At 57.3% G+C, this 13,862-nt stretch carries 8 protein-coding genes; 4 read left to right on the top strand and 4 right to left on the bottom strand.

The features are described 5' to 3' along the window. Positions 1 to 34: 34 nt before the first annotated feature. The 3 genes from C489_RS22505 to C489_RS03325 all read right to left on the bottom strand — a co-directional run bounded on the left by C489_RS22505 (position 35) and on the right by C489_RS03325 (position 7,220). Positions 35 to 805, bottom strand: coding sequence for a hypothetical protein (locus C489_RS22505; protein ID WP_239642027.1), 771 nt, complete (start codon positions 803 to 805; stop codon positions 35 to 37). 111 nt (positions 806 to 916) lie between these two features. Then, on the bottom strand, positions 917 to 1,759 hold the full coding sequence (locus C489_RS22450) for a hypothetical protein (protein WP_006429726.1): 843 nt from the start codon (positions 1,757 to 1,759) through the stop codon (positions 917 to 919). Between the two features lie 367 nt (positions 1,760 to 2,126). Next, on the bottom strand, positions 2,127 to 7,220 hold the full coding sequence (locus tag C489_RS03325; RefSeq protein ID WP_160163630.1) for a vWA domain-containing protein: 5,094 nt from the start codon (positions 7,218 to 7,220) through the stop codon (positions 2,127 to 2,129). An 846-nt stretch (positions 7,221 to 8,066) separates the two neighbouring features. Here C489_RS03325 and C489_RS20635 point away from each other — a divergent pair. From C489_RS20635 to C489_RS03305, 4 genes are all read left to right on the top strand, one after another. Continuing rightward, positions 8,067 to 8,702: an IS6 family transposase gene (locus C489_RS20635; protein ID WP_006429723.1), complete on the top strand. Its 636-nt coding sequence runs from the start codon at positions 8,067 to 8,069 to the stop codon at positions 8,700 to 8,702. 350 nt (positions 8,703 to 9,052) lie between these two features. Beyond that, the gene (locus C489_RS20630) at positions 9,053 to 10,072 is read left to right on the top strand and encodes a tyrosine-type recombinase/integrase (RefSeq protein WP_006429722.1); all 1,020 of its coding nucleotides are present in this window, start codon (positions 9,053 to 9,055) and stop codon (positions 10,070 to 10,072) included. A gap of 452 nt (positions 10,073 to 10,524) precedes the next feature. Beyond that, the gene (locus tag C489_RS03310) at positions 10,525 to 10,956 is read left to right on the top strand and encodes a type II toxin-antitoxin system CcdA family antitoxin (RefSeq protein WP_006429721.1); all 432 of its coding nucleotides are present in this window, start codon (positions 10,525 to 10,527) and stop codon (positions 10,954 to 10,956) included. Next, positions 10,953 to 13,058, top strand: a complete 2,106-nt coding sequence (locus tag C489_RS03305) for an AAA family ATPase (protein ID WP_006429720.1) — start codon at positions 10,953 to 10,955, stop codon at positions 13,056 to 13,058. The genes C489_RS03310 and C489_RS03305 overlap by 4 nt, the downstream gene beginning before the upstream one ends. 349 nt (positions 13,059 to 13,407) lie before the next feature. On the opposite strand, the gene C489_RS03300 is transcribed toward C489_RS03305, so the two are convergent. Continuing rightward, positions 13,408 to 13,683 carry a helix-turn-helix domain-containing protein gene (locus C489_RS03300; protein WP_006429719.1) on the bottom strand — a complete coding sequence of 92 codons (276 nt, stop codon included), beginning with the start codon at positions 13,681 to 13,683 and terminating at the stop codon, positions 13,408 to 13,410. Between the last annotated feature and the right edge of the window lie 179 nt (positions 13,684 to 13,862).

The raw sequence follows: 13,862 nt of genomic DNA, 5'->3' as shown, positions 1-13,862 counted from the left end.
ATCGACGCAGACGCGGACGAGGTGGAGATCTTCGTTACGGAACTCTTCGCGGATGTCGTCGCGGTAGACGCAGACGTCGGCGCCGAGCTCGCCGCCGTTCAGTGCGGCGAACGGATCGGACAGTCCGGCAGATCTGTCGTCGGTCGCTTCCCGTTCGACTTCGTCCGTCCCCCAGGAGATGGTCGTCGGCTGGCAGTTCGCTGTGATACCCTTCCCACGGCGTTCGAGTCGTAATAATGAGGATGTTACCGTTTTCGAGTTCCTCGACATTCCACGCCGGAGTCTCGAGGACGTGCTCTCTGCCACCGAGGTGCTCGATCACCGGCTCGGAGTAGACGCCCAACCACGGGATCCGATCGAGATCGAGTGGGAACTCGAATGGGAGAACGGTGTCCGGCGAGGGAGTGGTCGGTTCGACGTGTGTGTTAAACGTCGAGACGTAGATGGGATCTAACTCGACGGCGAGGATGCGTATGAGATCAACTAAGTCGCGCGCGAATCCGGTATATTCATCGTCGGGATCAGCATCCACCGAGACGAGCGTATTAGCGGTCGTCGTGATATTCAGCACCGAATCTATCGGACCGTCCCAGTCGTCAATCCTGAAATTTAGCTGCACCTCTCTATTGCCGTCGTATACGGCCGTTCTATTTCTATCGCTGAGCGTGACCGTGTCGGTATCCTGAGTTGCCGCTGATTCGGTAACGAGCCCCACCTCCGCGCAGGCCGACAGCGTCGGGCTGACCAACTCGTCGTACTGCGGCTGTTCCGTACTGTGGAACGAGACGAAGACGGTCCCGTCCATTCTCAGTCGTTCACTCAATTTTCTCACCCCTATCGTCGTAGCTCTTGAACGGTACTGATACCGGCAACACGATGAAAAATCCTCTGTCCACTAGCAGTCGGTTTCCGTGAGTTAGAGCAGGCGGTCTCGAAGGTATTGATCGAGGTCGACGGTGGCGTCGAACGTCTCGAGTGACTCGAAAACCTGTTCTATCTCTCGGCTATCGGCGACAGAGAAGTCCGCTTCGCGAGCGACTCGGCCGAGAGTGATGAGGAACTCCACCTTGTTGATATCGCTGTCGAGAGCCACGACCCTCGAGACGATGGTTTCGTCGGCCGGATCCTCGAGACGGACGAAGGCCGGTTGGATCGCGTCTTTGAGCAGTGCCGAGACCATCAGATCGTCGGCAGTAGCGCCGGCTGGAATCTCCTCGAGCATCGCCCGCATGAACGCGGCGGGATCACCGGGGTCGTCGTCGACGACGTTTCGGACGAACGATCCGTCGTCGAGCCGTCGGAGGTCGCGTTGCTCGTCGACCCGAACCCGCACCAGTTCGAGGTCCTCGTTGCGGAATTCGGGACCAATTTTCTCTCGAGGCACACAGAGGTCGGTCCCAATCGCGTCCGTCTCGAGGGCGGCGAACGGATCCGCGAAGTCGTGGGCAGCGTACTCGCCGGAATCGGGGAACGTGGCCGTTTCGAGGAACGCCGCGTCCGTCGGCGGTGACCAGTCGCGCTTGTTCCACGGGAAGTCCTCCTGGATAACAACGGTGTGACCGCTCGGAAGCTCTGCGACGTACCACGGCGATCGATCGAACATAGCTTCGAGGCCCCCGAGGTCCTCGAGTGCCGACTGGGAGTAGATCCCGAAGATCGGGAGTTCCTCGATGTGATCGGTAATCGGGTAGTCCGTGGGCCAGCACTGAATCGGGTCCACGAAGCCCAGCATCGGCGCGTACTCGACGTCGGTCGCCATCGCGAGTCGACAGATAAACTCGAAGACAATATCGACGCGCTGCTGGTACTCGTCCTGACCAATGCCGTTTATGCCCGGGTCTGAGAACCAGCGCGCGTCCGAGATGCTGAGTTCTGACGGTGGTACCTCGAAATCTTGCGATCTGGACGTATTTGTGTCAGCTTGGTTGTCTTCGGATTCTACGTTGAATGCAATCGTGAAGTCCCACTCACCCTGTGAGACGATATATTCTGATGTATGTGCATCGGCACTTACCTGTTCGGGGGGAACTCGTTCGGTCTCGAGACCGACAACTGCACAGGTTTCTCTAATTGCCACGTCAATATCTTCGACATCCCCTTTCGTGTAGTATGGCAGACCAAGCATATTACGATCCAATCTCCTCGTAGCTAGTGTACGTTATCTCTACGTCATCTGCAGTAACGTGGTCGTTGGATTCCAGTTTTCGTTGCGTATTTCTGAATGATGCTTCGAGTTTGCTCTCGTGTCTCGTTATCGTTTCTTTTGGGAGCGCGACGATCAAATTCTCTTCGCCGTTGACTGCCTGAGTCACTAGTTTGTTCTCCAAATCGGTCAGCTGGCTGTTCCACTTCGGATCAACGTCCACTGCTTCCGGAGGCCATTTCTCGGGGTTCCAGTGTTTTGACTCGATTGCCGGTGACTGGTACGTTTCTCCACCGATCGAGACCTCTCCCTCAACCTTCACGTCAACCTCAGTTTCTACGTTTGGAGCATTGTCTATATTTCTGGTTGTAACCTGCATCGTAATATCATTGCCCTCAATATTATCGCTCCGGTAGACGCTATTTGCAACGTCGACCTCGCCGGCGATCTGTCTGAACCCACTGTTCGCTCCCGAAACTGAACCCATCGCGTCCGTCACATCTGCGGCGCCGTCATCGTCGAGGTCCCGAATGGTGTTCTGAACATCACTCGCATCCATACGGCTGCCGGGGCCGATATCTGTGTTGTCAGCTTTGGCGTACGCGTTGAGTAAGTCCCTCGTCTCGGAGTTGCTTAATCCGTCCGGTGCTTTGGTGTAGTGCTCATAGACCGATCGGATAACACCCTCACAGGGACTGTTACAGACGTTTTGTTTCAGCAGTTTGACGCCGTCGTCTCCGAATCGGGTAAACGACCACTGTGCGAGCGCTTTCTCGTCCGGATCTAGATTGTCGTAGCGTTTGGCTACTGTAGACAACTCGGCTGAATCGAGGTCACCGCTTTGATGGGCTCTCACGAGGCGACGCTGGACCCCGGGGGTATCGATCTCGAGCAGGGCGTCTGCAGCTTCACCGTCGGCGGCGGCGAGCTCATCGTAGATCTGCTGTCCGTCTCCACCAGTCTGGGACAGGAACCGTCCGAGCTGTTGCTGTCTGGTTTCCGGCAACGCATCCACATCGGCATCCATTCCGCGCTGCAGCCGCCACAGCCGGTAGGCTTGGCCGGCGGTATCAGCTTGACTCAGCAGCGGTTCCGCGGCGTCGTCGGTCGCCAGCAGCAGGCGTGCGGTCACTCGCGCTTTGGCGGCGTCGGTCGCGCCATCGATCCGAGAGAGCGCCCGAAGGGCGCGGCTGTCCGAGAGCCGGTCCGTGATATCGCCGACGCGATCGGTGCTCTTGATCGCGTTTTTCGCTCCGGTGGAGCCACCGCTGACGACGAGTTTCGAGAGGAAGCCGAGCGCGTATCCCTCGTACCAGTTCGCCTCGAAGAGCCCGTACTTCGTCGTACCCCTGTCGTACGGGTTGTTTTGCTCCTGTTTCTGTTCGAACTGCTGGATGTAGCCGTCGATCAGCCTGTCAATGACGGCTGGATCGGCCTCGGCGACGAGCTCGAGCATAGCCCGCATGCCCTCGATGAACGCACCGGGATCGTGCAGGAGCTGTTCGGCATCCCGGAAGGCGACGCCGACGCTCGCGGAGAACCCGGAGACTGTACCGAGTTTTCGTGCGACCTCCCTGTCTGCGAGGTCCCAACCGGTCGGGAGTTCACCGGCCATGTACCCGTAGAAGTTCGCTCGCTGCACGGCGACGGCCTGCTGGCGATTGCCGTTCGCGTCCGTCGCGCGCAGGGACACGCTTGTCCCGAGGGTCGTATCAGCGATGGCTCCCGCGAGATCACCACTAAGGTCGATCGCGCTTCCAGTACCCGAGATGACTGTCGACTTGATGTTACTAGTATCGACGTTCCCGCCGGAGATCCGCTCCGTGTACTCGAACCGACGTGTCAGCTCGTCATCGGAGGTATCGAACCGTTTTTCGACGGAGCCCTCCTTGACGAACGCGACCTCCTCGATACCTGCCTCATCTTCGATCGATGCGCGCGCCCAGTACGTGGCGTCGAGACTCGTCTCCGGGACGCGCCAGCCGCTCGTGTAGACATCTATGTTCGGCGGGTGGACATCGTACAACGTCGGATCGTTCCGACCACTCGTCTCGTCACCGTCCCTGATACCGTCGTCGTCTGTATCACCGTCGTTTGGATTCGTCGCGAGGTTGCGCTCGCGACCGTCGTCGAGATCATCGTAATCCGTGTCACTATTCCACGGATCAGATGTCGCCTGACCGGTGTCGTAGGCCTCTTCGAAAGTCTCTTCCGTCAGCTCACCAGTCTCGAGGGCCGATTTCGTCGACTCGCGACTCGTCGTTCGGGCGTAGGTCACTGGCTCCCGACGCTCCGTGTAGTCGTCAACGCCGTCGCCGTCGGTGTGAACGCGGGTTGGGTCGCTCACCGGGTCGATGTAGATCGATCCGGAGAGTTCGCTGGTATTGTATCCGGCTCTGGAGACCGTTCCAACGATCGCCTGATACTTCGGGTCCGGACCCGGGGGACCAGAGCCGTCGGTGTTTCGGTCTCGTAGTTCCTCTGCAGTAATCGCCTCTCCGAGTTCGGTTCCGTCCTCGAGTCCGTCACCGTCCGTATCGGCGCTGTACGGATCGGTCTCGAGCATGCCAGCATTCGGGGTGACCACCCCGCGGTGTTCGGCGACATCGGGAATTCCGTCACCATCAGTGTCCTGTGCACCGATATCGTCGGCGACCCGCGAGAACACGTTTGGCAGATCAGCCGGATCGTCAACGTGCGTGTAGTTGCCACCGGTGATCTGAGCGATGTCCTGGAGCTTATCTCCATCCGCACCGCCAAATCCGATCGTGTAAATCGTCGTATTCCGCCGGGCTGCCGTGCGCGCCTCTGCGCGACCTCCGTCGCCCTGACCGTCAGTGAGGAGGATCCCAACCTGTGCGCGGGAATTGTTGCTCGTCTCAGCGAAGTGCTGATTTGCTTTTTCGACACCGTCGCCGATATCGGTTCCGCCGTTGGCGTCGAGACTGTCGATCGTGAGGTTGACTGACCCGAAGTCGGTCGTCAACTCTTGAGCCACGTGAGCATTCCCGTCGAAGTCAACGACGCCTGCTCGATCTTCCTCGACTAATGCGCCGACGAACTCTTTGGCGGCCTGCTTACGGAACTCTTGGGGATCATTCGAACTCATCGAGCCCGACGAATCGATGATCATCGTCACGTCGACGGGCTGGACTTCCGACTCGTCAGTCTCGTTTTCGGGGCGTTCCGCGACGAAGTTCGACGCCCAGTTACGCACGTCGAAGACGACGAACCGCGAGAAGTGTTCGGTTTCTCCAGTGACTGTGTTCGACTCCTGATCGACCGTCGTATTCAGGGGTTCGAATACCCTCAGCGACTCGTTGTACCGGAAGACGACCAGATCCGATTCGTTCGTTTCTCCGAGCTGTGAGTCATCGTAGGAGAACGTGACGTTCGCCGACTCGAACGACTCCTCGGACTCGAGGTCGACGAACGACGTGACCTGGGCCGACTCGATCGAACCGCTCTCGAATTGTTCTTGTGAACCGTTCTCGATCGTGACGCCGCTGGCGATGTCACCGCTACCCGCCAGCGAAACGTTGACGCCGAGCGACTCGTTGCTCGTCGCCGTCGTGTACGTGGCGTTGCCATCCAGCGTTCCGTCGCCGTCAGAGTCCGCGACAAGTGGATCTGTTCCAAGGGCAATCTCCTCGCCGTCAAGCAGTCCGTCGTCGTCCGTATCGGGATCACTCGAGTTTGTGCCGATCTCGAGTTCGCGGTCATCATCGAGGTCGTCACGATCCTCGTCGGCTTGTGTCGGCGTCGTGCCGGCCTCGTACTCCTCGAGCGTGGTCAGACTATCGTTGTCGATGTCCCACTCGTCATCGGTGACGCCATCGTCGTTCGTGTCGGCCTTCGTCTGGTCGAGTTTCGAATACCGAATCTCGTAGCGGTCCGGAAGCCCGTCGCCATCGGTGTCCCCGCTGAACGGGTCGGTCCCGAACAGCCCCTCGTGGTAGGTCGTGACCCCGTCGTCGTCGAAGTCTTCAAGGCCGTCGATCGTCCCGTTATCGCTCTCGTCGACGGCTGTCTTCGAGGAATCGCTGTCGGGATCCAGTGGGTCGGTCCCGGCCCTCTCGAGTTCGTATGTATCCGGGAGCGCGTCACCGTCCAGTAGCAGTTCGTCGGTGGTCGGCGACGAGTCCGAGGACGACGACCGTCCGTTCGCGTGTTTTGGCGGCCCACGGTGGTGCTTTCGGTTCGTGCTCTCTTCGAGCGTCGCCCGAATGCGCTGTTCTCGATCCTCGAAGCTGACGTTCGCGACAAACGTGACGTTTGACGCCGGCACGGTACTGGTACCCGGCTCGACTTCGACAGTAGAACCATCCTCGACCGTCACCGTCACATTCCCGAGTTCGTTCGGCCGGACCGTCTCGATCGCACCGCCGATGGTCCGATTCGTGGCTTCCGAGCCGTTTCGAACGGGGTCGTTCCGGGTCGTGATCCGTACCCGCGGCGTCGTCTGGCGCTCGAGTTTGTCCAGTGCCTGCTGGCTCTGGCGCCAGGCAGTCATGAACTGTCGGATAGCTCGTGCACGCTTCCGCGCTGTTTGTTCGACGTTGCTGCCCCCGTCGTCCTCGAGAAGTTTTTCACCGCGATCGTACGCACGTTCGGCGTTTCGAAGGTGGCTCTCGATGGCGTTTTTGTGACCGGGATTATCGATATCGTCTTCGAATCGCTCGAGGGCGCGCCGCGTGTCCGTGACGGAGACGTTGGCCGTCCGCGCGTTCGCCTTCGTGAGCAACCACGTCGACTGGTTGACCTGCGCTGGATCAGCGTCTGCGAGTGGTGCTAAGCGGGAGACGGCCGCGGCATCGCCTTCGAACACCTTATGGCTCTCAACGCGGTCTTTGTCGAGATAGAAATCAAGCGTCTCGTTGATTCGCTTCCCAACCTGCTTTTTCCGTCGTTCGTCGCGTTGATCAGCAGGTTGAATCACTGCGAACTCGGTGACGGCAGCGTACTTCAACTCGAGCGCGGCCGGATCCCGTTCACCCGCAGTGAAGAGTTGATGTGCCCCATTCAGGCTATCATCGTTGACGGCTGCCCCTGCTGTATTTCTTCCCGGAGCAGCCATGGCTGGCCCGATCGCTCCGGTTATCAGTAAAATAGAGAACGTTACCCCCAGTATTTTTTGCACCCTCTGGTCCATACATCCAGTCAATAGTTGTTATATAATAAGTTAACGGGATGTATGATGAGCAATCATTGGGTAGTGGAAGCTCGACTCCATTGAAAGCTTCGGAACTGTATACTGAAGCAGGGATCCTCTGGTATGGTGGTTCAGTCGAGCGGTAAGCCGATAATTCGGACGGATTGATCGATGCGATACCGGACGAAATGCTGGGCCACACGATCAAATTTAGTGGGGATATGGCAGTATGCAGAATCGGGGACAGATTATACTCCGACGGTTCTTCACTCGGAACTCGATATTCACAGCAAAAGTCCAGCAGGACAAACGAATTAACATCCCCCAAGCGGAAACGGAGAAACTTGACTTAGAGAAGGGTGATCCGGTCCAAGTGTTTCTCTCCCCAATTCAACAGGAGAAGGGAGGCGAATTTGAGTATCCAAATGGACATAGCCTGTTTGACAATCGAGAAGGGCTACTAAGCCATATTTGTCCGGAAATCAACCAGGCGTGAGGTGTAGTATAGAAGGCCAGACAGAGGTATTCTCAAGATCCAAGTCAGGATACACAGTACGTCAGTAGAGCGGCGTGGGACTAGTGTAGGAGCTCTTGGTCAGGATTTGAGTCTATGCAATTAATCAGCGCCGAGCAAGCAGAATTCACTTCGGATGGTACAGCGGCTTCGGATGAATATTCTTTACTCGAGACTGATTGTCTGACGTTCTATTCATAGACCGGCGCTGTTTCGTTAAGCATGAAAAGTGAGGCGGGACGATTTTGTGGTGCTCTATGCCAAAAATCGACCGCCTCAGTGGGTGTAGCGACTGGATTGATTTGAGTTTTGTGGAGCGAGAGCGGACACCGCGTCAGCTGATGGCGCTCGGTATTCGACTCCATCTTGCTGTCCTCTCGCTTTCGAATACCGTTCGAGAATTAGAGAAGTTCGGTGTCGAACGATCACGCAAGGCTGTACACGATTGGGTACAGAAAGCCGATCTACAGCCAGCAACTGATACAAATCCGAATCACGTTGCGCTCGACGGAACAGTGATTCAAATCGATGATCACCAGTATTGGCTGTACGCTGCCGTCAATCCTGAAACAAACAGAATCCTCCATACACGGCTATTTTCGACGACTACGACTGCATTGACTGAACGTTTTCTGCGAGAACTAATTGAGAAACACGATATCGAAGATGCGGTGTTTCTCGTCGATGGTGCACAGCATCTACAGACAGCACTCCGCCGGCACGGACTCCGATTTCGATACGAAAAACACGGAAATCGGAACGCTGCCGAACGTGTCTTTCGGGAGATAAAAAGACATACTTCTTCATTCTCAAACTTCTTCAGTCACGTCAAACCGTCAACCGCAGAATCGTGGCTCCAGGCCTTCGCCGTCTGGCAGAATGCTACAAACTAAACGCGACCCCCAGAACTACCCATTAATTTATAAGCAACCCTACGACGTCTGTCGGATTCGAAGCGTTCGGAAAACGGATGGGCGCTACAGGATTTGAACCAAAGCTGACATGTTCTGCTCGCTTCGCTGCGCGGACCATGTCAGCATGACTCGCGCTCGCTCCGCTCGCGCTCACCCGTGACAGCTTCCCAGTTCCGGGCTGCTCGGCTTCGCCTGCGCGGCCGGGCTGCTGACGCGGTGGCCAAGTGGCCACTGACACTCCCGGTGGAGCGCCCGGCCGGGGCTGTGGCTACCGCTGCGGTGTAGCCACGCGGCCTGTTGTGGTCTCCCTCACTCACCCGTGTGTGACCATGACCACAGACGAACTCGACAAAATCGACCCCGAATCGGCCTACGAAATGTACCTCGCCGACCGTGAGCCGAATGTCAGCTCCAGTACGCTCTACGCCCATCGATCACGACTCGGTCACTTCGTCCGTTGGTGTGACGAGAACGAGATCGAGACGATCGCAGAACTCACAGGACGTGATCTGCATCAATACCGATTATGGCGGCGTGACGATGGTGACCTAAACCGTGTTTCCGAGAAGACGCAGATGGACACGTTGCGCGTCTTCATCCGTTGGTGTGAACATATCGGCTTTGCCGCGAACGATCTCCACCTCGCCGTTCAAAGTCCATCTCTCGAGGCCGGCGACAACGTCCGCGATGTAATGCTCGAGGCTGATCGTGCCGACGAGGTTCTCAACTACCTCTCTAAGTACGAGTACGCGTCGCTCGCCCACGTTACCCTGCTCCTACTCTGGCAGTGCGGACTCCGTATTGGTGCCGCACACGCACTCGATGTCGACGACTATGACCCAATGGAACTCTCACTCGAGGTTGTCCACCGACCAGCTACTGACACACCGCTGAAAAACAAGGCTGACGGTGAGCGTCACGTCGCTATCGCTGAGAGTACTCGTGCTGTCCTCGACGACTGGGTCGGAGAACAGCGTCCAGCTGTGACCGACGGAAATGGCCGTGAACCGCTGTTAGCGACGGTTCAAGGCCGATCGCATAAAACACACCTTCGAAAGCTTGTCTACGCGTGGACACGGCCCTGCGCCGTCTCAGGCGACTGTCCACACGGGCGAACTATTGCTGATTGTGACGCTGCCGGGAACACAAAAGAGTATAGCTGCCCATCTTCGGTCCCGCCACACGCTATACGACGAGGCGCAATCACACACTGGCTCAAAGCAGAGTGGCCAATGCGTGCTGTAAGTGGGCGTGCAAATGTCTCACAGGACGTTCTCGAGATGCATTATGATCAACGTTCAGAAGAGGAAAAAATGGAACAACGGAGACAGTTTTTAGATACGATATAAACCCTAACGAACCAGATAATTATAAAACATATTTGCATGCTTTCGGATGAAAGGTTTAATAATCACACAATAGGGGTAGATTTTTCCCAAAACCACCCAGACCTACTCGTGATGCGATCGCGTCAACAGATCGATTTGAAGCAAGCACGGCAGTACAGATCCCCGACTATCAGCGATACCCATAGCTATAGATCCATGATAGATAAGATTCAGACTGACGACAGAATAGGTTTCTGCTCCCCCGTGCCTGCACAGAGAACAGATTGGCCACGGTGCGATCCTCTTTCATCCACCCTGCCACTGACCGCCGTAGTAGTGTTACTCGTGTTAGTACGTATTACTCGTACTACGTACTACCAGTACGTAGGCAGTAGAACAGTTGAGGTAGCGATCGAGATCGTGTTACACTCCTCTCGGTGTGGTTACCACGCGCTGCTGGGGGGTGGTGCGTGATGAGCGAGAAGAAGCGGACGGGGATCTCCATCGACGCCCATGTACTGGACCAGCTCAAGGCGCGGAACGTCAACGTCAGTGGGCTCATCAACGAGTTGCTCTCCGCCCACGTCAATGACGGGATGCCGGTGCCGGAGGATACCGCCCGCAAGCTACGGATCCAGCAACTTGAACGCGAGATTGAAGATCTCGAAAATCGCCTCAAGGCTAAGCGCAACGAACTCGAGCGGGTCGAGCAGGCGAAAGCAGAGCAGGAGCAACAACAAGAGCAGGCCCGGCGCGAGGCTGTAGAGTTCGTCAAATCGATCAGACCGAACTTTCGGACGGTAGACAATTCGGAGATTCAGAAGAAAGCAGAGGAAGCCGACATGACCGTCGAGGAGCTCCTTGATGAAGCGCCAGACGAACACCAGCCGGGTGATTTTTCATGAGTTCGCCAGCAAGCTACACCGATTGCATTGAGACCTTCTACGAGGAAGAGTATGCCAACCAAATCGCCGACTTCGTCGAACAGTGGCCGGATGAGCAACTGTTCTGGGTCGAGTATGCCGACGTGGCCACCTACGAGGGAATTCCTGTAGATGACTTCCTTGAGAACCCACACCAAGTGAAAAGGTACTACGAGCGAGCGTTGATGGAGTACGCAGAGGAGCATGACGAGGGGATTGATCTGAGCGGCGTCACAGTCCGTCTGACGGATTCCGAGGGTGCGATGGAGCGGTTGTCAATTTCTGATCTTGAAGCAGATCACATCGGCACCTACATCGCTGTAGAGGGACAGCTGTCGAAGGTTACTGCAAAGAAACCACTGCTGGTCATCGGTGCCTTCGAGTGTGGTAATTGTGGCTCGTTCGCGTACGAGAACCAACCCCGACACAAGCAGAAGAGGCCGAACGTGTGCAACAACTGCGATCGGGACTCGCCCCCGTTTAACCTCCACATCGGCGAGTCGACGTTCGTCAATCAGCGCAAGCTTAAACTCGAGACGCCACCCGACGAAGCTGCACAGGCTGAGGGAGCCTCAACTCCCGTCTACGTCACCGGCGACCTCTGCGATCTTGGAGGCTCTAATGGACTCCCCGACCGCGCCGGCGAGCAGGTGACCGTCCTCGGCGAGCGTAGAGTTGACGAAACCGGGCTCGAAGGCCGAAACGCTGACCCGGAGTGCGACACATGGATCGACGCCGGGGCGATCGTCTTCCACGGCACCGATGACACCGAGATCGATATCGACGCCCACCGCGAGCAGATCCACGAGTGTGCGGGCGTCGACGACCCCGTAACGCTCTTTCGCAAGAACATCGTGCCGACACTCGAAGCCGATGAGAAATTCGAGACCGTTCTCGACGCCTGCGTCGCGTGGCTGTTCGGCTCCTACCGCGTCGACCAAGAGGAAGGCCAGTACCGGGGCGACATCCACATGGGACTAATCGGCGACCCCGGCACCGGGAAGTCAACCCTGTTGAGCGAACTCGCAAAGATCGCCCCCATGGTCGAGTACCGCTCGGGGACTGGCCTCTCCGAGGTGGGCCTCACTGCCGCCGCGATCCACGAAGAGTTCGCGGGCAAGAGCAAGTGGACGCTCCAACCGGGAATCATGCCGCGGGCGAATGGCGGCCACTGCATCATTGACGAGGTTGATGACGTACTCGACGGCGAGACGAAGGCGATCCATGATGCCCTCGAAGGCGATCAGATGGTGAAAATAGATAAAGCCGGTATCTCGGCCGATCTGGAGACGCGAACGGCGCTGCTGGCGTCGGGCAACCCCATCCATGGCCGGTTCAATCGGCACGAGCCACTGGACGAGCAGTTAGATATGGATCCCGCGCTTATCTCGCGGATGGACGTACTGATCGATCTCGTTGACAAGGTGGACAGGGAGGCCGACGCGGCGAAGGCTGACCGCTACCTCGATGCCTACGACGAGATCGCGACGAAAGAACTCAGCGACAAGCCAACCGACGCAGAGCTGGTGGCCGCTGAGCGCGACGTGCCGATCGCCGTCCTCCGTGCGTGGGTTTCCTATGCACGGGAGGAGGTATTCCCGCAGCTAACCTCCGAGGCGAAAGCGGCACTCAGAGAGTTCTACCTGATGGCACGCAACCTGAACAACGGCCACGACAGCGATGAGGACGCAGCCGTGCCGGTGACGCTGCGTACGCTGGGTGCCGGCATACGGCTGGCGACCGCGTTCGCACGGTGCGAGCTGTCGGACACGGTCGAACCGTGCCACGCCGAACGGGCTAAGCAGGTAACCCAGAAGATGATCGGGTTGAATTGGGATCCGGAAACAGGGCAATTCGACGCGGGGATCACGGATACAGGTGACCTCGATCGCTGGCAGCAGCTGATGCGGGTGATCATCGGTATCGAGACAGAATATGACGACGGCGTGCCGACCGAGGATGTGATCGAGGCAGCGGACGCGCAGTTGGAAATGAGTGTTGAGACGATCAAACACGGGATCGATAAACTACTCGAAAGAGGTGCTGTGTACGAACTGTCGACGGGCCAGATACGAACGACGTGAACTACCAGTAAGTACGAGATCAGTCATCACCGTTCGTCGTGTGTGGCTATTTCGCCGTGTTGATCCTCAACATTCTGTTGGATCACTCACGGCACTCCTTGAGATCGTATACAGCCTCTGAGGCTGCGTGCGATCTCCATTCCCCAACACGAACCGATCCACCGAATCTCGTGCCGTGTCGTCTCACGCTGCCAGCGTCTTTTGTCTTGTCTCGACCATCTCGTCCGGATTACCTCAAGCGAGTTTCAGTGATCAGCCGTATCACTGATTGACGTGAGCATCAACGAACTTGAACAGACGATCGACGTACCATCGAATCTCCCGTATAGTTTCGACTGAGGGATCGCAGTTAGTTCTCGCCGATTTCGTCCGGCTCGCCATCGTTTTCGTCATCACTGGCTTCGATAGCATTGTAGGTACGATACCAGACGCGCGTCCGTTTGCCAAGCGACTTGCTCTCGAGCTGACCGCGTTCGACGAGCGTTTCGAGTTTCTTATGTGCAGTTCGGCGCGCGATCCCGACAGTGTCGGCGACTTCTCGCGAACTCAGTGGCTCAGTCGGATTCTCGAGCTCGTCGAAGGGCTCGAGACAGTCCTCGGGATCGACGCGGTAGGGTCGGCTCATTAGCCTATCGCGCTCTATGCCATCGTCGGCCTTAGTGGTTCCGTCGACGGCTGTGCCGTAGACGGCGTATCAGGAAAATCAACAGTCATAGCCTTGCTGTGTTAGCTTTATAGTCTATACCGTAGTAGGAATAGATAGAGGGAGGAGGTGAGGAGACCCGCTGGAACGGGCCGATGACT

It is taken from the genome of Natrinema versiforme JCM 10478, from assembly GCF_000337195.1.
Lineage (GTDB): Archaea > Halobacteriota > Halobacteria > Halobacteriales > Natrialbaceae > Natrinema > Natrinema versiforme.
Note: the sequence above shows the minus strand (reverse complement) of the source record. Positions and strands in the feature narration are given on the sequence as shown.